The organism is Cupriavidus sp. MPR-AND1C, from assembly GCF_058809705.1.
In genome coordinates this window covers 51,369-73,500 of sequence record NZ_JBXASU010000035.1, presented here as the reverse complement: position 1 = coordinate 73,500, position 22,132 = coordinate 51,369, and the positions used below count along the sequence as shown (strand labels likewise).

At 57.2% G+C, this 22,132-nt stretch carries 20 protein-coding genes and 1 pseudogene; 10 read left to right on the top strand and 11 right to left on the bottom strand.

Translation table 11 applies throughout. The annotated features are described in order from the left end of the window. Nucleotides 1-491: 491 nt before the first annotated feature. The 8 genes from AC1RWI_RS19700 to AC1RWI_RS19665 form a co-directional block, all read right to left on the bottom strand. On the bottom strand, nt 492-941 hold the full coding sequence (locus AC1RWI_RS19700) for a hypothetical protein (protein WP_492868151.1): 450 nt from the start codon (nt 939-941) through the stop codon (nt 492-494). A 1,873-nt stretch (nt 942-2,814) separates the two neighbouring features. Next, nucleotides 2,815-3,270 (bottom strand): hypothetical protein, encoded by a 456-nt coding sequence (locus tag AC1RWI_RS19695; RefSeq protein ID WP_492868149.1) that lies wholly within the window; start codon nt 3,268-3,270, stop codon nt 2,815-2,817. A 17-nt stretch (nt 3,271-3,287) separates the two neighbouring features. Continuing rightward, the gene (locus tag AC1RWI_RS19690) at nt 3,288-4,124 is read right to left on the bottom strand and encodes an FAD:protein FMN transferase (RefSeq protein WP_492868147.1); all 837 of its coding nucleotides are present in this window, start codon (nt 4,122-4,124) and stop codon (nt 3,288-3,290) included. A gap of 8 nt (nt 4,125-4,132) precedes the next feature. Beyond that, nucleotides 4,133-4,699, bottom strand: coding sequence for an FMN-binding protein (locus AC1RWI_RS19685; RefSeq protein ID WP_492868157.1), 567 nt, complete (start codon nt 4,697-4,699; stop codon nt 4,133-4,135). Nucleotides 4,700-4,744: 45 nt separating this feature from the next. Further along, entirely contained in the window at nt 4,745-6,154 is a 1,410-nt protein-coding gene (locus AC1RWI_RS19680; RefSeq protein ID WP_492868145.1) for a porin, read from the bottom strand. A 73-nt stretch (nt 6,155-6,227) separates the two neighbouring features. Beyond that, complete coding sequence (locus tag AC1RWI_RS19675; protein ID WP_492868143.1) at nt 6,228-7,439, bottom strand: cytochrome-c peroxidase; 1,212 nt, start codon at nt 7,437-7,439, stop codon at nt 6,228-6,230. Nucleotides 7,440-7,869: 430 nt separating this feature from the next. Further along, on the bottom strand, nt 7,870-8,253 hold the full coding sequence (locus tag AC1RWI_RS19670; protein WP_492868141.1) for a hypothetical protein: 384 nt from the start codon (nt 8,251-8,253) through the stop codon (nt 7,870-7,872). A gap of 645 nt (nt 8,254-8,898) precedes the next feature. Next, nucleotides 8,899-9,309: a hypothetical protein gene (locus tag AC1RWI_RS19665; RefSeq protein WP_492868155.1), complete on the bottom strand. Its 411-nt coding sequence runs from the start codon at nt 9,307-9,309 to the stop codon at nt 8,899-8,901. A gap of 1,881 nt (nt 9,310-11,190) precedes the next feature. Between AC1RWI_RS19665 and AC1RWI_RS19660 the strand changes: the two genes are divergently transcribed. From AC1RWI_RS19660 to AC1RWI_RS19640, 5 genes are all read left to right on the top strand, one after another. After that, entirely contained in the window at nt 11,191-11,724 is a 534-nt protein-coding gene (locus AC1RWI_RS19660) for a TetR/AcrR family transcriptional regulator (protein WP_492868139.1), read from the top strand. A 320-nt stretch (nt 11,725-12,044) separates the two neighbouring features. Beyond that, nucleotides 12,045-12,491: a hypothetical protein gene (locus AC1RWI_RS19655; protein WP_492868137.1), complete on the top strand. Its 447-nt coding sequence runs from the start codon at nt 12,045-12,047 to the stop codon at nt 12,489-12,491. A gap of 49 nt (nt 12,492-12,540) precedes the next feature. Continuing rightward, entirely contained in the window at nt 12,541-14,451 is a 1,911-nt protein-coding gene (locus tag AC1RWI_RS19650) for a putative bifunctional diguanylate cyclase/phosphodiesterase (RefSeq protein WP_492868135.1), read from the top strand. Nucleotides 14,452-14,846: 395 nt separating this feature from the next. Continuing rightward, entirely contained in the window at nt 14,847-15,185 is a 339-nt protein-coding gene (locus tag AC1RWI_RS19645; RefSeq protein ID WP_492868133.1) for a hypothetical protein, read from the top strand. A 121-nt stretch (nt 15,186-15,306) separates the two neighbouring features. Further along, nucleotides 15,307-15,615, top strand: coding sequence for a hypothetical protein (locus tag AC1RWI_RS19640; protein ID WP_492868131.1), 309 nt, complete (start codon nt 15,307-15,309; stop codon nt 15,613-15,615). A 184-nt stretch (nt 15,616-15,799) separates the two neighbouring features. On the opposite strand, the gene AC1RWI_RS19635 is transcribed toward AC1RWI_RS19640, so the two are convergent. Further along, nucleotides 15,800-16,972 (bottom strand): glycosyltransferase, encoded by a 1,173-nt coding sequence (locus AC1RWI_RS19635; RefSeq protein WP_492868129.1) that lies wholly within the window; start codon nt 16,970-16,972, stop codon nt 15,800-15,802. Between the two features lie 881 nt (nt 16,973-17,853). Then, complete coding sequence (locus AC1RWI_RS19630) at nt 17,854-18,504, bottom strand: hypothetical protein (protein ID WP_492868127.1); 651 nt, start codon at nt 18,502-18,504, stop codon at nt 17,854-17,856. Nucleotides 18,505-18,968: 464 nt separating this feature from the next. On the opposite strand from AC1RWI_RS19630, the gene AC1RWI_RS19625 reads away from it, so the two are divergent. The 4 genes from AC1RWI_RS19625 (at nt 18,969) to AC1RWI_RS19610 (ending at nt 21,080) form a co-directional block, all read left to right on the top strand. Next, the gene (locus tag AC1RWI_RS19625; protein WP_492868125.1) at nt 18,969-19,289 is read left to right on the top strand and encodes a hypothetical protein; all 321 of its coding nucleotides are present in this window, start codon (nt 18,969-18,971) and stop codon (nt 19,287-19,289) included. A gap of 90 nt (nt 19,290-19,379) precedes the next feature. Then, nucleotides 19,380-19,646, top strand: a complete 267-nt coding sequence (locus AC1RWI_RS19620; RefSeq protein ID WP_492868123.1) for a PepSY domain-containing protein — start codon at nt 19,380-19,382, stop codon at nt 19,644-19,646. 21 nt (nt 19,647-19,667) lie between these two features. Next, entirely contained in the window at nt 19,668-20,219 is a 552-nt protein-coding gene (locus tag AC1RWI_RS19615; protein ID WP_492868121.1) for a cytochrome b/b6 domain-containing protein, read from the top strand. A 417-nt stretch (nt 20,220-20,636) separates the two neighbouring features. After that, entirely contained in the window at nt 20,637-21,080 is a 444-nt protein-coding gene (locus AC1RWI_RS19610) for a GNAT family N-acetyltransferase (RefSeq protein ID WP_492868119.1), read from the top strand. 54 nt (nt 21,081-21,134) lie between these two features. Here AC1RWI_RS19610 and AC1RWI_RS19605 read toward each other — a convergent pair whose 3' ends face one another. Beyond that, nucleotides 21,135-21,455, bottom strand: a complete 321-nt coding sequence (locus tag AC1RWI_RS19605) for an H-NS histone family protein (protein ID WP_492868117.1) — start codon at nt 21,453-21,455, stop codon at nt 21,135-21,137. 209 nt (nt 21,456-21,664) lie between these two features. Here AC1RWI_RS19605 and AC1RWI_RS19600 point away from each other — a divergent pair. Further along, nucleotides 21,665-21,997 (top strand): annotated as a pseudogene (locus AC1RWI_RS19600) (DNA/RNA non-specific endonuclease); the annotation flags it as partial. Between the last annotated feature and the right edge of the window lie 135 nt (nt 21,998-22,132).

The window sequence follows — 22,132 nt, the reverse complement described above, 5'->3', positions numbered from 1 at the left end:
GCCGTGCGCAGCGGCACCAAAGCTCAAACCAATCAGCAGATTTCCGACTGCAACTACCAGTGTCCTTTTGAACATGACTTCCCCTTAGCTATATCGAGGATAACCCTCGTCCGCGCCTAACATATACTGCAGCGCATTAGTTCATGAACGGTAGCGTCCTCACCGTCTCGCAGCGCTGCACTCGTTGCCATTCTTTTCGACTAGTCGTCGTCTTCCCCGTGGTGTCCATGGTACCAGTGGCTCCAGTACTCATAAGGACCATAGTACCCGGCATCGTAGGGCACCACGACTCAGCCGCCGAGCAGTGCAGATACGGCAATCAGCAAGCAAAAAGCGGTTTCACTGCACCTTCCCCGGGATTGACAAATGCGGAGAGGCTAAGTCGGCCTTCCAGCTGACTTGGCACTCTCCGCAAAGCTCCTGCACTCGAGCGTCGTCGCAATGGTCTTCACCGTAGCAACGTAACCCCAAACCGCTCGAGGTGGAGCAGCTTACTGCTTCTTCGTCTTGTCCACGTTTGCACTGGCTGCGGCCTTCGCAGCATCGGCCTGCGCCTCCGGCTTCGCAACATCCGCCTTGGCCTTCGCTTGGTCGACGTCAGTCTTTACGTCAACCTTCGGCTTACCAGCCTCGGTCTTGGCGGCCCCCATCTTACTCGACTTGTGGTGGGCGCCCTTGGCGGCGGACTTCTTGGCATCAGCCTTTATGTCAGCCGTTTCCTTGCCGGCGCTGGCTTGCGCCTTTGCTTCATCGCCCGTTGGGCTGACACTCTTCTTGTCCTTGTCGGCTTTTGCCTGGGTAGCGCTCTTTTCCTTGACGACCTTTACCTGGTGTTTCGTCGCCCCTGCTTGCGGCTGAGTCGCGGAGGCTGGCACACCAGTTTGCGCGAAAACGGTACCGACGAGGGCTGCAGAGGCGAGAGCAGCGAACAGCTTCTTCATGACGTGAACTCCTGGGGCAAAATTAGCAGCTCGGCAATGCGCCTTGCTTACCGGAAAGAACGGTACTGTCCCGAGCCGAGTTGACTCGGAACTCGTGACAATCCGTAAGTTCTGAAACAGGCAAGCTCAAGTCGCAAGTACGGCTGGATGCGCTTCCATCCCCTGCACGGGTCTTCGTCCTTTCGGACGTACTTCGACCTCGTCCACGCAGAAGATGCTCGGTTGTCTTGTAGCCCCAAAAGTCCGGCTGGACACCTTGCGCATCAACGTCTCCGTTACAAAATGTCACCGTGACGTCGGAGCATTGCTTCGGTCGTATTCACTGCCCGTTGGCGGAATACGTGCCCAATCGGTGCAAACTCATGTCAGCGCGAACTGGACCGGCCTGCTGGGACGCGCTGGTATCGAAGATACTTGGCGGAAAGATTGCCCTGCTACAAGGGGTCGCCGAGGCGGAACGGTCAAGACGTGCAGGTCTGGCCGCCCTTCTGGTTTCCACACTGGTGGCCGATGTACGATTGCGCGGTATCGAATCCCTGGTCGTAGGAACTAAGGCGGCAGTCGTGCCAAGCGCAGTCAGTTTGCACAGCGCTGTTGCAGGAATGCTTTCGAGACGAATGTTCCATGCTGTTCCGGTTGCCGCAACCAATTCTTATGAATATATTCTTGGGTAATGTGACGTTGCACGTGAGGATTCGCCCATGAACTGCCGAACGTTTGCACGGTGATGTCCACGCAGTTGTACGCACCCATTCTGGGAACGCGACCACCAGAGTGCTCCTTCAGGCAACGGTAGCACTATTAGATGCTTGGTTTAATCCCGATGACTTATGCCTTTTTGGTCGAATCAGTTGACGGCAGGTTTGGACTGCCGGCAGACGACGTCCACCAAGGAGCAGAAGTCAATGGCCGGATTGAGGAACTATCAATGCGCAAAGCTCTCGTCATTCTCTATATTTCGCGCAGACATCTCGACAACATCTTCGGACGCACTGCATGTGGCAGGTTCTCCCAGAAGAGCGAAGGTGGATTCGAAATTTCGCTAACCACCGCTCTCGCCTACCGAAAAGCGAACTCAAGAGGGTAAAAAAGCGGCGGCGTCCAATCTCACGGACGGTCGGGGCGTCTGATGTCGGAATGGCAAGAAAGCGCGTCCGTCGAATTGCCGCCAGCGTTGCGCGGCGGCTTCACCCTGCCGACGACAACGTTCCGTGCCGCCAATCGGACGTGGCGGAACTGCCGGCGTCTGAGTTTTGGCGCCCATTCTCGAGAGGGGCTCCCCTCCGAGCAATCGCCCATCATTTGCGTTACAGACTTTTACCGTTAGAAGTGTCAGAGCTCCCGCTGGCAGCCGGTACAGTTACGCCCGACCGTCCTTGGGGAAGATATGAAGCGGCTTGCAATCATCGTAGCGCTCGGCGGCGCTCTGCTCGCTGTGACGTCTACGGCTCAAGCGCATGTGAACGTGGGCATCGGCATCGGCGTCTTCTTCGCATCCTTACCCGTGTACGCTCCCGCCCCTGTTTATGGCCTGCCTCCGGTCGTGGTCGAGCAACAGCCTGTCGTTGTAGCGCCTGGCTACTATGACGGCTGGCGCGAGCGTGCTTGGAGAGAGCGCCACGGCGAGTGACACCGCTGGCACGATTACGATGATGATTAAACATGGGGTGCGTCATCGCGGGACCGCATAGCGCTTCCGCGTCTGACAGCGCTTGTCTTCGATATGCATACCGCATGACATCCTCGGGCACGCACTTTGATGACTCCCAGTTCATCGGTACCCAAATCATGGCACTTGAACTCGGAAGCCTGGCGGCAAACGCGACCAAACTCGCGAACTACTTTCCTTCACAACAACGCACCGATATGCGGCTCACGTCGTCGTACGACGTCCGCGCGACCGGTGCAGCCAGAATAGAAGTCCAAGGACCACCCCCCCTATCCAATGGGTCCACTCGGTCAGGCCGCGGACATTCTCACCGTTGAAGTAGTAGAGTCCATAGCCAGTCAGTACCAGTAATGTCATGGTGCCGCCAAACAGCGCACCTGCAATCCGGTTACGCGCGCGCTGCCAAGCGAGCCGTATATGGGACGTCCAGATAGTCCCGACGATGAACAGTGAGGCAAAGCCAGCCGCGCCGTGTAGCTTCATACTCCATGCCTGCCACGGCGCTTCGATTTCCGGGTCAAGGTGCGCCCAGTGGACCGCCAGCCAGGCAAGTCCGGTAAGCAGTAGGATTGCAAAGACCGCGTACAGGGCCCGGCGGCGTCGCTTGCCAATGCGGAATCTCTGGCGTTGGGGCTGTGGAGCAAAATACGACTGAGACATGATGGGGGTCAAGGCCGCTACGAGGCAACCGGCGTTCTGCCGTCGACATATAACAAGGCACAAGCCGCATGGCGCTCCAACAGGGGATGCGCTGGGTCGCGGCAAAGGAGCACAACCTTGGTCAGCCCGTCGGCTAACATGCAGCTGCGTGCCAATATGCATACGCCGGCGTGAGGCGGCAGTATGCCGCCGTCTTTTGAGGGATGCAAGCGCGGTTCGTCCCCAGCTTCCGGCGTCAGCCCACCCGCGACCGAGCTGGCGATGGCAGCGTTGCATAGGGTCCAGATGCGGGCCGTTCGCGCCGGCGCGGATGGGTCGCGCAGAGCGACCTCAACCGACGATGTGCCCGCATGGCGCATATCGCCGCCTGCATTGACAAATGCCAGTGTGGTCCCGGCGACGGCCAGCATGGCGTCGATGGCGGAGTCCACGGCATACCCCTTGGCAATGCCGCCTAGGTCGAACGTTACTGGGGCGTGCTTGCGGACCGTGCAGCCCTCTAGGCTCCACGCTGGCCCGTCATGAGGTAGCTCACCCATTGTTCGCGTGCAGTGAAAAGCACCGTCGCTGGCGGCCTCAAGTTCCGCCGCCAGCGTCAGCACGGCACGCGTGGACGGGTCGATAGTCACCTTTTCGTTCACTCGCGCCGCATTCAGCCGGCCAACGTCGCTACCGGCTTCGAACCGGCTCATCAGCCGCTGCACCCGCACCACGGCTGCGAAGCCGGCGACCACCGCCTCCGCGGCGCGCAACCCGCGCGCCTCAACCTCTACCAGCGTGCCCAATAGTGGGCGAGCACGGCGGCAGCGGGTCGGCGCTTCACGTAGCGGCACAGCAGGAATCTCCGAGTTCACTAAGGCACTCAGGAGCTCTTGCTCGCCAGGGCCATCTGCGCCATTACCGCGATGCGCCGCACCCCATCGGTGATGTGGGTGCATGACAGCGTGGCGCCGCTAATGTTGGCAATGTCGTCGCCTATACGTAGCGAAGAATTGCCCGATTTGCCCGTAAACTGGCTGCGCCATGGTTTATTGCGGACCTCGTAGCCGTGGCTTTCGCGATAGGCCAGAACCTCCACGTCGCGGATTTCGCCCGCCGGCGTCAGGGCGACTGCGTAGTCAATCAGCTCGAACTTGCCAATTACCGCATCGACAACTACGTAACCGAGCACGGTGCTGCCCTGGCGCGCTTGCCAAATCCGCCAGGTGCCCATGCGCGCGGCACCGCCTGCGCGGTCGGCCAACTGGCGGAGTTGGTCGGCGCTGAATGCCACCACCATTGGTGCAAATTCGGTGGCGTCGGCAAACATCAACTTTTGGCTCGCCGCCACGGTCATGTATTCCATAGCGCGAGCTTCCGTTACGACGAAGCCAGCCGACAAGGCGGCCGCAGCGCAAACGAGCGTCACCGGTGCGCGTCGATAGAGCATTCGAGTCATACTTGATTCTCCTTCCTTGTCAGGCGGCGCCGGCTATCAGAAGTAGATTCCGATACCAAGGTCAAAGCGATTGAAAGCCTTGTTGGTATGGAACCACTGGTAGTCCATCTTGAAGACCACATTCGGGTTCAGATAAAAATTCAGGCCCGCCGTCCAAACCGAGTCGTAGGGCTTGGGGAACGTCTGGCCGCCGGCCGTAACGGGTCCACTGGGAATAGCAGAGAAGCCGGGGGCGATGCCTTCATACTTCGCACCCATATTGTATCGCTCAAAGCGAGCGAACGGCACTGCGCGGTACTTGTCATGCTGCCAGACGTTGTAAGCCGCTTGCAGATACCACCCATAGAACGAGGCCGGCATCGGATTGGCCGTGCCGGGGAACTGCGCATTAACCTGCGCGGTATTGCTGATATGGCCTTGGGCGTACAGGGCCGAGAGGTCCCACCTGCCCGGAGTCCAACGCGCATGCGTTTCCCAAAGCGTCGCACGTTGGTTGCTCGCACCTGCAGCCGGCACGGTGTTGCCGGTGAAGACCGAGCCGCCGAGCAACAGACCTGGCACCCCCCGATAGTTGAGCGACAGATATTGCGCGGCGTTCTTCGCGTTGGCAAAACTCATTTCCTGATGGGTCGCCTGCATCGGTGCGACACCATTGGTCTGCAGTTCGAGTGCCGAGTTGTAGAGCGGCGTCTCGGGTGTGAAATTCCACTTCGACATGTTCAGACCAGTGGTCAAGCCTACGTTCCAATTCAGCCCGAAGTCGGTGTTCCCGTGTAGGGCGAAGCCGCCTTCGCGCCAGGTGCTTGGGATGATTAGCGTCTCGACGAAGTTGCGGTAGACGCCGTAGTATGCAGTCGGTTCGTGGTGCTCATTAATCAGGCCCACTGGCATGAGGAAAACGCCGGCGGTCATGCCCACCTTGTCGGTGAACATGTGGTCCACGTAGAACTGTTCCACCTCGAATTCGCCCCCATCTGACGACGAGGCAATGGCATGCTCCACCTCGAATTCCGAGGCAAAGCGCGTCTTCTCGTCAAAGCGGTAGCCAAAGCCGAACACCGCGCGGCCAATGTCGGCGCGCGTGTCGTTAGTATTGCGCGAGGGACGCGAGTAGCCAATCTCGCCGTAGCCGAAGACGCTCAAATTATCGAGCGGTGACGGCTTGGCGGCCGCCTGCTGCAGGTTCTCCTGCGACGCTTGCAACTGCTGCACTTGTGTGGCCTGCTCGGCCTGTTGTTGCGCCTGCGTCTGCTGCAGCGTATTGATTGCGGTATTCTGCGTCTTTATGGCATTGAGCTCCGTCTGCAAGGCCTGGAGCTGGGCGGCCATATCTTCAATCTTCTTCTCGAGCTGATGCACCGTAGTCGAGCTGGCCGCAGCCGGAGCGGCGACCGCCGACGACCCAGCGACGGCGAGCACCGCTGCGGCGATTAATTTCATTTTCATTTTTCCTCCCATTGCCTTTCGTTGTGTCTTACGTCTGTTTCTCTGTCCCTTGTCGACAGGGGAGTTCCCCCTTCTACTTACCGGACGCCGCGCCGCCGGCTCTAGTCGCGGCTACGGTATCGGCGGTGGAAATGCATTGCGCGGGCAACGGGTAGGCCGAGGGATTGGCAGGGTCGTAGCCGTCCGTCAATGTGCAAAGAAAGCGCACGACGTCCGCGATTTCGCTGTTGCTGAGGGTCGGCGCCAAACTCGGGATGTAGGGCACCTCACTTACGTTGACGTTGTTGCTGCGTGACTGGGGCAAGTCGTTATAAGGGATGTCGGGCGTGCCATCCGCCTTTTTGTACCAGCGCGTCGGGTCCGTGTCGCGCGTGATGTACCAAGCCACGGCTTCTTCTAGTGTGTCAAAGACGCCGTTGTGAAAGTAAGGTGCGGTCAGAGCAATGTTGCGCAGCGTGGGCACCTTGAAGGCGCCGCAACTTGCTGTGCTAGATGCCAAGTCGGTACGCAGGGGCCCGCACAGACCCAGGTCGTAGTAGTCGTGGTTGGGCTCGCCAAGCGAGGTGCCGTTCTTAGGCACGTAGTCCAGGGTGGTGCCATCGAAATTGGCAGCTATCTTCCAGTTGCGCGGGATGCCGACATTGTCGTAGCTAAAATCGGTGAAGAGCGCCGGCGTGGTAGCGGTCGGCGTGGACACATGGCAGGCAGTGCAGTTGCCCTTGGCAGGATTGTTGAAAAGGGCGAGACCGTTCAGTTCCTGGGGCGTCAGTTTGGCGGTGCCGGTAAGGAAGGCGTCGTACTTGCTGGAGAACCGATGGAACTCGGACTCTTCCTTTTCGAATTGCGCGATGGCAAGCCCGATGTTGCGCAGGACAGTGATGGCGTCCTGCAGCGACGCCTCGCCGAATACCGCCTTGAAGTCAGTCAAGTAGGGTCGCTTCAGCAGTTTGGCAAGCACCTCTTCAGGCGAAACGTTAGCCATCTCGAACGGCGTGACGAACGGCTGCTGGGCTTGGTCGGCAAGTGAAGCTGCGCGACCGTCCCGGAAGAAGCCGCCGACAGCGGTTCCGTCGGACTCGACGTGATAGGCAGGCGTGAAAGCCGCGTAAGCCAGCGATGGCGTATTACGCAGGCCTGGCAAGTCCATGTTCGGACCGCCCAGTGGCACCGACAGCGCATCGTCACCTGCGAAGGCCCGGCTGGCGACGTGGCATGTCGCGCACGATTGCTTGCCAGATGCCGAGAGCGCCGTATCGGAGAACAGCTTTTCACCGATTTGAGCCATTGGAGAGAGCTGGCTGCCCGAGGGCGCTTGCGAATTGCCGTTACTGTCGCCCCCTCCGCCTCCGCATGCGCTCAGAGCCAGCAGCGTCCCTGTCATCAAAATGATGAAAATGACCCTCCTATTCCTGTCTTTTCGTCTCTGCGTGGTTTGTTGTGGCGTTGGCGGCATCGTAGTTATATGGATTTGGACGGAATGTGCCTCTTGGGGCGCATCAAGACCTCAAGATGAAATACAAATACGAGTGATTCCGATTTATAAAGCATCTGAGGCTTCCTGACAAACAAATCGCCAAACCGAGTGTTGTGCCGGCGCGTCGAAACCTTAAGGCAACATTAATGGATGAGTTAAAAACCAGCTATTTAAGGTTGGTCATAAATATCTCAATTTAGATGCAATGAAAATGCATTTGCATGACCTACATTAAAGACATTTACTCGCAAAAGACTCTGAGCTTTCTTCGCGAACGGCCAATCCAAAGGATATTGAAGGCCAAAAAAAGGCTCACGCTGCCCTCGGTCCACAAGGCATCAAGCGCATCGCCGGATTGCGCAATGCCCAAATTGCCGATGCACCAGCACTGCCCATCCTGAACGCACCGGGCCAGCCTCTTGGCCTGACACTCGGCGCCCAACTTGGCGCCAGTGGCCAAGTCATCCTGACGCCTCAACCCGACGGGCAGGAAAGGGTCACCGTGATTCTCTCGGGCCTGAAACCTCATCGGCACTACAGCCTCTTCGAGAATCATTTCGACCAGAAGTCGATTGGCTTCACGCCACTTGATGGCAATGTTCCGGCTTCTGCTCATCAGAATCACAGCTCGCTCTGGCACCGAGTCCGAGCATTGGCATATGGATGGCGAGCGCTTCGATTGCTGCTGAACGGGCTAACGTCCGGCCCCATGTCCTCCATGCTGCCCCCGCCATTTTTCCGCCGTGCACCCCCGGGGCCATACCTCGACCGCCACGGGGACCCATACCCGGACCATTGCCAGGACCCATAGCCCGACCGCCACGGGCTATCCCCAGACCGAAACCAGGGCTCATCGCCAACTGGCGCTGTCACGCCGGGAACGAGCCCATCCTTGCTGATGGAAAACCACACTTAGTCCGGATGGTGCAAGGTGTGGCCCCTGGCATCGTGAGTCGGCGCCGGCAATCGTCCGTTTGGTCGGCGAGTGCGCCATTCCGGTCGCCTCTCAACGTTCGCACCATGACAGGCGGCACAGTGCTTTAATGGTATGCATATGTGAGTCGCGGTGAGTCGCGGTGAGTCGCAAATGAGTGTGGCCAATGTAAAATACGCCTCTCGAATATTATTTAACAGAGACTCAGCGTGAATTTGGCGAATTGCCAGCAGGGAAACTGGAAAAGCTAGAAGCAAAGACGGCCAGTCTTGGAATTACAGCTTGGCTGGATGACCGCTGCGGGATGTTGACTCGGCTTAGGCCGAGTGACATCGGTTAGTCACTGCACCACCGCTTCGCGACAGTAAGACATTCCCTGCAAGAAACCTCAGCATACGCCTCCGCCTTTCGCACTTTTAAATGCTCGCCGGCAACTCGCCGCGAACGCTTGCAAAGCAAATCGCCAGCGCTGCGTACCAGACGCCCATCGCGTAAGCCCTGTTTCAGCAAGATGTGGACATCGTCGGCCAAACGCTGCCTCTCGTCGCCTTGCGTCCCGTGCAGATAGCTAGATTCACCCTCGATTGCACCGGGCACCCATCTAAAGGGCAGCGCAAGGCTATCGTTAAACGCTTGTGCTCGAACACGAAGGTCCTCTTCGCGCCCCCGTAAGGCGGCCTCCTCTGCCGCTTCTCTCGCCGCCTTCGCCGCACGCACCCGGTCTACATCATCAGCCCGTGCACACATGAACAATCCATCGGCACCACACCAGACTTCGACTAGGGTTCCCGACGCAAATCCAACCGGTCCCGGTCGAACCCTTCCGCTTGCAGTACGGCAACCGTAGACCTCAAGCTGCTTCCCATCCAGGTTCACTTGGTTGCCTTCAAGAGGAACGCGGACTCTGTGCCCCTCAATAAGCCATCGCGGGTCCACACCCGTGGAAACAAGATGCAGTTGGTAAATGTCCATGACCACGACCCCAGCAGCGATACAAGGTTGAGTGCTACTCATGGTTGGAAAGTGTAGGCCAAACATCGAGAAAATTCTCGCGCGCTAGCGAACAAAAAGAAACCCGCGTCGCCGGGAAGCGATACGCGGGTGGCAGCAAGGACTACCCCATCATTCTACGTGAAATTAAGAGGTTTCTATATCAGATATAAGTAACATTATCATTCTATTTCTTGGCATTGCGGCCGTCCATCTTGAATTGACGTCACATCGAATCAGTGCTAACCCTTACTCATGCCGATATCATTCTTTTGGCCCACTAGGCTGACACCGAATCATCATGTGGATTGTGTCCAATGCGCGGTCGCTTTCTGGTTCACTCGCTCCGAGGCCACCACCGCTGCCTGCGAGTGCACTCCCGCGTAGACTGCCACTCATTGCTATATTAAGAATAGACATCCATTCGCGAGACAACTCCATGCTAAACAGGACTGAACAATTTCGAAACGCGTCCGACGTCATTTTTTGATGTGAATTGCGATAGTAAGCGGCACGCCCCCTCCTGATGGGTGGTATCACTTCGTGAATCACCGTGCATACTATAAGTAGAATAATTATATAAATCGAGGGGTTAATTATGCGAGCTCAACTTGCAATGGGTGCCTATATTGTATGTTTTCTGATTTTATTTCTTGCCGCAGCGATTTGGCGATACAGAAGAGACCCAAGCCTACAAGAAAAAAAAATGTCACGTAAATCACTTTCGACGAGAAATGAATGGACGCTGAGTGCCAACCACGCGAGCGTTGCGTTATGCCCTACCGCCAATCCCGCCCCCCGGCCCAACTAGAAGTTGCTCTTCCCTCACGCTGAGCCAGCGCGGAATCCTGGCCCAACAGGGCGTGAACAGCAAATGTCGGGAGCCCCCTTCTCGCATGAGATACCCTGCAAATGGTCAAGCTCATCCTCGATAGCACCGGGCACCCACCGGAGCGGAATCGACAGGCCGGCGTTGAATACAAGTGGTTGTGCTCGATGGGCCTGCTCGCGTTCGCGTTGTCCTCGGCCCTATGTCATCACCACAGCCAGTTGCTGACCTGTACGCACTATATTCCCATACCAACTCGGCACGCCCTTCAGACTCCACTTGGAGCCGATAACCCTGACTCGCGGAAGACCGAAGGGGTCATCGTCAATTCGCGCCAGACTGCGCCGAGTCAGCGTTGCGCTTTCATAGCCAACCTCATGAACGATGGCTCTGTGGCGCGCCCGCGCCATATCTCCGCGCCGAATTTGGACCGATGCGCCGACCAAGGTCGTGATGTTGGCTGGCGCGACTCGCCCATAAACAATCAAGTCCTGTCGCTCTAACACGCACAGGCTGTCGCTTCAGAAACCGTAGACGGCATTAATTTCTGACGACATCGCAGCCCAAGCCTGTGAGCCGCGCCCACTAGCATAATTTAACGCGTTAATTTTTTCGTGCCGCGACGTCGCCGTCAAACGGCATGCGTCTCGCAAGCGAATTCCACGGTGCGTCGGCGCTTGCCCGGCGGATGTACTTGCTTCCGCCCTCAAATGTCTGCACAATTAAAGTGTCAATCTGTGATGCAATCCTACTAGCTGAATCCAAACAATATGGCACGGCCCCTAGAATTCAACCGGGATGAGGTCCTGATGCGCGCTGTAGACGCTTTTTGGCGCCATGGTTACGAAGCCCTGTCTGCGAACGCTCTCGCAGAGGAAATGGGCGTGTCAAAGTCCTCCCTTTACAATACCTTCGGGTCGAAGCGGCAGTTGCTTCTGGATGCCATCGAGACCTACACAGACGCTAAGGTCGGGGCCATTCGGGAAACATCCCACGCACCGAAACTGCTGGAGCAACTTCGTGGACTGCTGTTGCACATCGTCAACGACAACGATGGCGGCCGTGGATGTCTCCTGGTAAATACATCAATAGAGTTGGGCTTGCATGACCCTGAAGTGCGCAGATTGGTCCGGTCCGGGTTCCAGTCTGTTAAGTCCGCTTTTGAGTCTCTTTTTATTGCCGGCCAAGAAGCTGGGCAAATAAAAAAATCTGTAGACCCGACAACCAGCGCCATGACCTTAATTACGGGCATCGCCGGACTGCGAGTGCTGGCCAAAGCGGGCTTCACTGAGCGTCAGTTGTCCCCTGTCGTCGATAATCTGCTTCTATGCGTCGCAGCATAATTTTTTGCACTATTTTGGTACGTTCAGTCCAAAATTGGCGCGCCTCATTTGAACACAGATACGGCTGATGAGATGACTGAATGCGCCCCCCCTTATCCCTCCTCTTGCGACCATGTACATCGCAGCCCTCTATGCCAGGGATATCCCAGAGGGTGTTCGAGGCGAGGCGGGCAGCATCCCCAATATGCATGGAGCCATGACCAATGCGTTAGGACTATTTGACGCTTAAGCTCCGAATTTTTCCCGGAACATCGCGGCATTAGGTGCCGGCTAGAGTGGCGTGGCTATCGCGGCCAGAAATGAGAGAAGGCATAAATATTATGATGCAATCTGAGGAAGTTGACCGACTCCTGTTCGGCTTTCACAAGCTGGATTTCCTGGACCTCCCTTGGCTGCGAGAACGGCTTGCCGAAGACAATCCCGATTTCGATGGCGGCATAGCGGAAAAAATCAAAGCGATATTCCCAGAACTGCCATTCTCGCCGATATGGCTGGCTCAAGCATGGGCACTTTACACACGCCATGCTCTACATCGAGAGCCGGTTCTTGAGCGGAATGAAGTTTCCTTTTTATACTTCATACTCGGTCTTCAGGTTGGTTGGCCGAAGCAGTCTCAATTCACGGAGAAATCCATGCGGCTATCGATGAAGGAAGGCGCCTCACGCGCCAAGAAAATTCTAAAGATAATTTACATTTTTCACACAGATGACGATGCATTTCTCATACGCCAGTCTGCTGGTGGAATACAGCATCTTGACCGTCCGTGATTTCGGTTCTTGCCACTAGCTCTACCGCTTGTCGAAGACAGAGGCTGGCATGGATTACCACCTGAAGGCGCTGTTCTCCGCCTTGACACCGATTGGTGTAACGGCCGCCTACATAGCGCTACGAACCTGGCTACCGAATCACAGAGAAGCCCAAGTTCACATGGCCATCCTCTTCGGATTTTCCATGTGGCTCACGCTATTCACCACAGTGATGTACGCTCCCGGCGTCATTGCCGATATGCGAGGGACCGTCCTCGCCCTGGCCGTGCTATTCGGTGGGCCCGTTCCAGGGTTAGTTGCGCTGGCGGTAGGTGTAGTCATGCGTTTTTGGATTGGCGGCGTCGGTACGGCAATCGGCATTACAGCGCTTCTCGTGACATATGCTGGCCTCCAGGCTCTGCTTCGTTGCTTGCCAAAGCACTTTCCCGCGACGTGGCCGATGTCCGGAGCAGGATTGGTTGCCAGTGGATTGTGGACGACTTCGACCCAGTGGGGCGCACTGCTTCTAGCTGGAATAGCTAGCGGCGTGGCGGCGGTCGACGTAGTCATGCCGATGGCGCAATTCCTGGTGACCATAGTTGCAGGCAGCCTGTTCATTGCGGCGCAACAGCGTAGCCAGCTGCGCCAAGACCTGAATGAGCAGCGCAAGCTAGTACGCAGCTTGAAGACTCGGGATGCCGCGACGGGCTTCCTGAATCGCGACGGCTTTACTTGGGAACTTGACATGGCGCTGCTTCGCCGACCTCAGTCAGCCAAGTTAGCCGTAGTGACTGTCGGCATGCACCCCCTTCGCAAGATTAACGAGGTACTGGGTCAGCACACTGCCGACGCGGTCCTTGAGATAGTGGCCTACCGCCTGCGTGTCCTCGCGGACGAGCCATCGTTGACTCGACTCGACGGCAACTCGTTCTGTTTCTTCCTGGGCGACGCTGGAGACCATGCGATTCCGCGATTGGCTGAGGAGATGCTCGCGGCTTTCCGCCGCCCAATTACGCTCCACGAGCGAGAATTCTATATCGCCGTGAATATCGGCATAAGCACATTTCCTTCCGATGGCACCACCGCTGAGGAACTTGTAGCTCACAGCAGCCAAGCGCTCGACAGCGCAAGTGCAAGCGGAGAGAATCTCTTGCAGTTTTACAGCCACGACCTTGGAGATACCACCGTGCGCCGGTTCCGGTTGGAGTCAGCACTGCAAAAGGCATCGGACCGCACGACGGAACTTCACCTTGTGTATCAGCCGCAGGTTCGTCTCGACACGGGCGCACTGGTCGGCGTAGAAGCCCTGTGCCGATGGGATTCGCCGGAGTTTGGAGCAGTAAGTCCATCTGAGTTCATACCGATAGCGGAGACCTCCAATCTCATCCAGACACTCGGCATCTGGAGCCTTGAAGAAGCTTGCCGACAAATTACTGACTGGCAGCAACAAGGCTGGATGGCCCCTGTCGTCGCAGTAAACCTGTCGGCAAAGCAACTGCTAGACCAGAAATTCCCTGAGCAAGCGCTGCGCTGCATCCAGCAGCACGGGCACGCTCCTTCATTGGTACAGTTTGAACTGACCGAATCTGCTGTGATGACAGACCCTCACCAGTCGCAGGCGCTGCTGAGTCGGCTGAAGGAATATGGATTCGGACTAGCACTCGACGATTTTGGGACCGGCTATTCCAACATTGCCTATCTGAAGAATCTGCCACTCGACTGCCTGAAAATCGACAAGTCCTTCGTGAAGGACGTAGAGCACGACCGCGATAGTCGCTCCCTCTGCGGAGGCATCTCTGCTCTGGGGAGCAGTCTCCGCTTAACCATGCTCGTCGAGGGAATAGAGACTGAAGGCCAGCGGAAAATATTGGCCGATATAGGCTACCAACTCGGCCAAGGTAACTACTTCTCCCCACCGTTGCCCGCTGCTGACTTGACCAAGCAATGGCTAACAGCAAGTTCTAGCTTTCCAACAACCTAATCTGTGAGGGCGGCTTTGCGCTCTCGCTGCCGTCAAGAACACACCGAGCCAAGAACTGCTGGTGATGCCCAAATCGAGAACCCACGCTGTAATCTGGCTTCCGCGTTGACTGCGGTAAGCACGATAACATTGTCAGTTCGTGCCCAGCGTCAAAGGCTGGCCTTACGCGGCCAAAGACTCCCCCTCGGCAACGAACTCCCTACTGCAAGTCCAAAGTGGAAAGGTTGACAGCAGATGAATTCGAGACGTTGGAAGCGAGGGCGAGTAGCCGTAGGTACTCCCGTCTCATCTGGTACGCCAAATTTGTTACACCCTGTAACCCCTGTATAAGTTCACAAATACCGCCCCGCCCAGCAGCGGCATAGAGTGGCAATAGAAGCAAAAGGAACGTCATCATGCGAAAGACCTTGACTATCTGCCTACTGGCTGCAGGCGTCGCTCTTGCATCCGGCGTTGCAGAGGCACGCGTAGATGTGGAAGTCGGGATTGGCTTTCCAGGACCAGCGTTCGTGGTTCCCCCACCTCCCGTGTACTACGAGCCGCCTCCCGTTTATTACGAGCCGGCGCCCGTTTATGCACAACCACCTCCAATCGTTGTTGCTCCCGGCTATTACGACGATTGGCGAGCCCGTGCTTGGCAACAACAGCAGTGGCGCGAAAGGCGCTGGCGGGAACACGAGTGGCGCGTGCATCATCGGGAGTGGCAACGCTGGCATGATGACGAAGATGATTAAGCCAGACTCACGCGCGCCGGGTCGACGACACGCGTTAACGTAAAAGCAAACGCGGAAACATCATCCAACGGACAGGTTGCATCCGTCGAATTGCGGCTACGAAAAGCGGGAGAAAGCACGAATGAAACAAATTGCAATCGCCGGAGCCCTTGTCTGCACACAATTCTATGCTGCGTCATCAGCCATTGCTGCCGTGAATGTCGATATCCGCGAGGCCGTTCCTGGTGTCGTCTACGCGACGCCAGCGCCGGTCTACGCGGGGGCCGGACCCCTCTACGTTGTGCCAAGCTCGCGCTATTCGCCCTATCGCGCTGAAAGCGAACAACGGGAGGAGTCTTGGCGCAACCGGAGATGGCGCGCGCAGGAGGAGCATAGCGACCAAGGTCATCGACGGCATGAGGAACACAGCCAACACAGGCACGAAGGCTGAAAACCACTCACTTGCCCGAAACGGACTACGAAGCGCTCGTCAAGTGGGCATATGCGCAATCTTACGACCACGAAAGAACGACCAGCACGGCGCAGTCTATAAGGCACAGGTGTCAATCCTTCCGCTGGAAGCAGATTCCAAGCCAACGGCTGCTGGCGCCGCCAGTTTGCGCGTAAGCAATCGTTCATCTTGATTGACCGATGAACTTCTCCAAACTACGCCGCCACGCGTGCCCAGGCCGCACACCGGCGTCAACAGTGGCGCGATACACAGCCAATGTGGTGGAGATGAACATGTCGCGCGTAAAACTGGCGCGACTCTTCGCCAGCGCGGACCGCCCCATATATGGCAATTGTTCGCGCCACAGGAACATTTTCTCCAGGATGGTCTTTATCTGGGCGATGTCTGCACCCGACACAACCCAGCCGTCTATGCCGTCGGTGACATTTTCGGGCAGCCCGCCCACTTCTGAGACGAGGACTGGCAAGCCCATTGCCATGGCCTCACGGCACGAAAACGAGAGGGTCTCACGCCGCGAGAGAACAAAAGCGGCATCGGCTACCGCCAGAATGGGACGAACGTCATCCAGCAAGCCAGTGAAGATGATTTGCGCGCCGAGGCCGAGCGACACGACTCTTTGTACCATGCCAGGTTTCGGGCTATCGCCTGCCATTATGACGCGGACGTGCTGTCGTAACGTGAATGGGAGCAAGGCTATCGCCTCAAGAAGCGCGAGCCATCCCTTCTCGTCGCTGGTACCCGCTGTACTCACCAAGACGAGCATAGTCTGAGAACCGGGACCGAAGTAACCCTCCCGTAAGGCAACCGCCTTTCGCGCAGCAACGGGCGCGAAATAGTCCGTGTCGACTCCGTGCAGAATCGTTGTGACCGGCACCTTGTAATACGGCGAGTCGCTCAGCTTGGTCGCCACGTAATCGCTTACGGCGATAACATGGTCCGTTCCTAGCCATGCACGCAAGGAGTTGCCCACACTGCGACTCTGGTGGTCATTGTGTTTGGTGAACACAATGCATGGCCGACGGACTGCAACAAGCCTAGTAAGCATAACAAGCTTATGGTCGGAGGAGCCATTGACATGAATGATGTCGAATCGCCCGAAGCTGAGAAGCCGCCAGAGCACCCACAACTCCTTTAACCAAGCAAGACCCCGTGGCGAGAAGTCAAGTGCCTGCAAGCGAACCAATGCGATTGAGCCCGCCAGTCGAAATAGCCTGCTCGTGTGAGGAACGGCAAGTGTTATATCGTGGCTCTGCGCCAACTCACCCAACAGGCTCATAAGGTAAGTATCGTGGCCTCCGCCATTTCCTCGGTGGAAATTCGTGAATAGAACTTTCATATCTATCCCGGCGCCCTGTTCCCGACGACATGCAAGTCCGGCAATTATTACGGGAAATGACAAGCCACGTTCACTCGGGCTTACCCCGACAGTGGCGTTGGCCCGGGCAAGCCAGGAGGGAGCGCTAATAACGGACGACCTGCGATGGAGAGAGCATGAGCAGAGGGAGTGCCAGAGTCAGTGGCGTCACCGACACGATGACGATAATGATTGAGAGTTAGAAATAACGTTCAGTCCTGCCCGAACGTAGTGCCTCGAAGGTCCGTCGGCATCGCATCTGCAACCATGGCCGCGAGCAATCTTTGAGGCATCCCTCCGTGTAGACCTCAAAGCAGCACGCGCAAAGCGGGACTGCCCATGTATGCCTCGCGAGCATGACGCCTGCTGCCCTCGACACAGTCATCCACCGAGATGCTGCGGTGCACGTACAATTGCGCCAACGAAAAGCTGGATATTTGAAAATGAAGCGACTTGCAATCATCGTAGCGCTCGGCGGCGCCCTGCTCGCTGTGACGTCTACGGCTCAAGCGCATGTGAACGTTGACATTGGCATCGGCGTCCCGGGTGTAATCTATGCTGAACCTGCGCCGGTCTATGTGGCTCCGCCTGTGTATGTTGCACCGCAGCGGGTGTATGTCCCTCGACCGGTTGTCGTAGCGCCAGCTCCCGTGTATGCGCCTTACTGGCGGGGGCGCGATGACGACGACGACCAAGGCGAGCGGAGGTGGCGCGGACGTGGTCACGGGGAGCATGGCCACGGAGAGCACGGCCGACACAGACGCGACGACTAGTAGCGGACAATCGCAGGCACCACGGCATCAGGCAGTCATTGGGTTAGCTGACCTGCCGGGGCTCGTTACTCTCGGATGAGAGCTGAGACCTCAAGCTTGCGGTTGCCGCGTCGGCTTGCTCGCTGCAGCAGCGACTTGCTCGACCACCAATGCAGCATTCTGCTGGGTTAATTCGTCCGTCGCAGGCACAGCTGCGCGCGCCTCTAAACCGCAAACCAAATCCTGGTTGTCAGCAGGCATAAGACTCCGGAACGATTCCTCGATTTGCCCCACCATCGACGGCGTGGCAATTTCTTGCAGTATCCGAAGGAATTCTCCGAACACCGCCTCGACGGAAGCTGGGTCCGTTGCTTCGATGAGCCGCCTCCTGATGGCGTGGTCCGTTGTACCGAACGCCCGGACCATCGCGTCCATCAGGTACATCCTGGCCGTGGCAAGTGACCGCCTTTGGAGGGCCGCTTCGGGCTTTGCGGATACAGGCGGCACTTCCGCGAACGAGTGAACAGCAGGCTCGTCATCGGCTTCGCTGACTGTTCGGATGAAGCCCACATGCAGCAATTGGAACACTGCGCTCGCATCCAGTCCGAGTTCCCCGGCACAGGCAAGAATCTCCTTCGAGCTGGTCCGGCCATCTACCATAATAAGGAGCGCGCGGCGGCGACCATCGAGTGCCCCCGACCGTCTCGCCACTTCCTGCCGACCTCTATCTGTTTTTTCTAACAGCCCCAAAAGACTTTCCATCACGCGCCCTCCCCACGGGAGGCGGCAAACCTAAGCCCTCCAGGTTACGTGCGTGTGACAACTTGACGCACATACGCCGCGCCCAAACGAAAGCCTTGGGGACCGCCATCATTCGTCAAACGAAGATGCAGCAGCAGCGCCCGTGCCCCTGACACGGCTATGTCACATGCATCTAGACAGACTCCCAAATTTCCAACTGTCTATGTCGGCGCTGAACGGCTGCATCCTGTATGCGAGCTTTCCGCGGCGGGTCGCCCCGGTGTGTCGTCCATTGCCATACCAGGCGACATACTCCCAGCACCTACGGCCCGCGGACAGATTTGGATACAAAATCCTGGGGCGACTCCGTCAACGAACATTCCGCTCCTCTCGTTTTTGTTGGCAACTGCCTCTGACTTTTCACGCCAGTCTGTCCTGCGGTGAGGTCCATTCAGGTAGGCAGTATTCACAGAGGATATGTAACCATGAGAAAGATTTTGTCGCTGGCCATCCTGGCGGCGGTCGCCGCAGTTGCATCCGCCGGCGCGCAGGCTCATGTGAATGTTGGTGTCGGCATCGGCGTCCCGATGCCCTTCGTAGCTGCGCCGGTGTATGCTCCCGCACCCTACTATGACCCGCCCCCGGTCGTGGTCGAACAGCAGCCGGTCGTTGTTGCCCCTGGCTACTACGACGACTGGCGGGAGCGTGCGTGGCGGGAACGCCAATGGCGTGAGCAGCGTTGGAGAGAGCATGAGTGGAGAGAACGTCACCGCGAGTGGCATCGCTGGCACGACGACGAAGATTGACCTTGGGATGTTGGGGGCGAATGTGTATTGCGAATCACTATCGCCTTCGATATCCTATGTGGCCATCCATTACTGAACTGGAAACCTTCTATGTTGCGGATTGCCTTGCTCGTCCTCGCGGGCGTGTTCTCTACCGGCGCATTCGCCGGAGCTAAATGCGTCGCACATCCCAAAGCCGAATGGATGAAAGAAGCCGATGCCAAAGCGAAGATTGAAGCGCAGGGCTACAACATCAAGAAGTTCAAAGTAGATGGCAACTGCTATGAAATCTATGGCACCACGAAGGAAGGCAAGAAGGCCGAGATTTACTACGACACCAAGACGCTGGATGTCGTGAAATCGGAAATCGAGAAGTAACGGTAGCCGGTTGAGTTCAACATGGTGACAAGCACCGCTTCAGTGCGCGTCTGGGATATTGTGGTTCGCCTGACCCATTGGAGCGTGGCGGCGCTTGTGTTGTGGAACCTGTTCGTGGACTTCGGCGGAACGCAGCACCGCATCGCCGGATATGTTGCCACAGGCCTTGTCCTGTTTCGAATTCTCTGGGGCTTCATTGGCACTGAGCCCGCACGGTTCTCCGCCTGGGTCCCCGTGCCCTCCCGGGTCATCTCTGACCTCAAAGGAATGATTTCCCGCAGGCCAACGCGACATCTAAGCCATACACCGCTCGGTGCTTTGATGATGCTCACAATGTGGACGCTCATCCTTGCGCTAGCGGTGACGGGATGGATGTCGAGGCTAGACGCATTCTGGGGCGAGGACTGGCCTAAGGATGTGCACGGACTACTCGCAGATATCTTGATGGTACTAATAGTGGTGCACGTCATTGCCGCCATCGCCATGGGCAAGGTTCACAAAGAGAACCTCATCGTCGCCATGCTGACCGGTCGCAAACGACGGGACGAGGACCATGAGGACCCAGCTCTTTAGGCTCGCGAACAACCCGCATATGCTTGCAACGCTCCGTCTCGCAAAGCCAGCGCTTCCCAACCAATGAAAGCTCGCACGGCAGTCAAAGAGTCAGAGTGTTTGTGCCGGCAGTACTCAAACCATAGTTGCCCCCGTGCTATCCCCGCCCCATTGGGCAATCGTTGCCCGCCAAAGCACCCACGGGGACTCGGGAACCAAGCGCGGACACAGCCCTCCAATGCGATAGATTGGAAATCTCAGGTCGAAATGAAACTGAGACGATTCTGCGAGGGTGGGTCATCACTCCAATCGGAGCCGCGATGTCCGACTGATGACGCACCGTATCCGGTGAAAAGCTACGTGCGGCATGTATCTCCCCCAGTCTAGAGAGCATCACCACTGGCAATCGCCCAAACGAACATTTCTTTCAGTCATCCAATGCTTACCGACGTCCGCTTACGTACTGCATCAAACTCGGATTGCCCACGAATAACGGCATTGCTTGAACGATGCCACCTGTCGGCGGCAAATGTCGTCTCAATTATCGGAAGTTTCTTCGTCGCGTTACGTGGTGGCCGTATCGTAGGTTGCGCAGCGGCAGAACCTCACGGCGAGTCCATCCTCATACGCTCCGTCGCGGTAGACCCACTCTTTCGCAACCAGGGCATTGCCAGCCGTTTGGTCGAGGTGCTTCTGATGCGGGCACGCGGCAAGGAGACTCATAACGTTTTTCTCTTTTCCAAGCGAGCGCCCGCATTCTTCGCTCGGTGGGGATTTTTGCTCTTCCCTAGCGACAAGCTGCCAGCCGCTGTCCAGGCGAACCCAGAGTTCCGGCAAGCCGAGGCGTCTTCGTCTCTATGCATGCGATGTAAACTCCGATAGCGGGACAGTACGCCAGTGCTCAACTGGCGACTGTCACACCATGCCATCCTATGCCTACTCGGCGATGAGAAACTTGTCGCGATTCTTGCCAAGCCAAGCCGGCGCACGACCACGGCCTGTCCAAGTTGCACCAGTCTTCGGGTCCATGTACTTTGGCGGCAGCGAGGCCTTCTCCTTCGCCGCACCCTTAGGCTCATCGCCGGCCGCCGGGCGTCCACGGCGTCGCTTCGGAGCCAAGTCATCGACCGTAAGTTCGTATTCTGTCATCAACGATTGAATCTGCTCGATTACGCCGGCGACCTCGGTCGCACGAGCTTCGACGAGCTTTGCTTCCAACGCTTCCTTCTCTGCCATGAGTTGCTTGTAGGTTGCCATTTCAATCTCCGTCTATTAATAACAGTTTGATATCCTACAGCACTTTGCCGGACTTTCATCAACTCTGTGAATCTAGTCCAGCTGAATGATATTAAGCGGGCGCTGAAATATCTTTCTGTAAATGCTATTCTTCCGGCCGCCTCCCAGTCGGGAAGAGGTAGACAGTCATAGGAAAGAATCAATGCATCTCGCTTTACGGTTGGTCGCATCTGCCGCCCTTTTTTCTTGGCATCTCCGCCACCGCTCACGCGGCAACGGACTTTGAACGCTGCCCTCAGTTTTTTGCGTAAGGGGCAATCCCTCAGGTTCGCAATGCCCGAGATTTGAAGCCACGCGCTCTTTGTTTTGAGGCGTTCGCGGTCTTGCATTCTGGCACGATGAAAACGCCAATCTATGTGGCCGAGCGGCTAACTGCAGAGCAAGTTGCAGATGCGCAAGATGAGGAGAGGACTAATCGGTTCTTCGCCGATGCTCGGTTGCCGCGAGCGGAACGAGCTGAGCTCGGTGACTACAAGGGCTCCGGCTATGACCGTGGCCACCTCAGATACCCGGCGAAAAACATACTCATCGCGTAATCACGCGGCCAAGCATTGAGTATCCATACTCGACCCGATATACTCGCCCCCCCTTAAGAGCTTCCAACCATCTAATTGCGCAAAACCGTAGCGTGGCCGTCT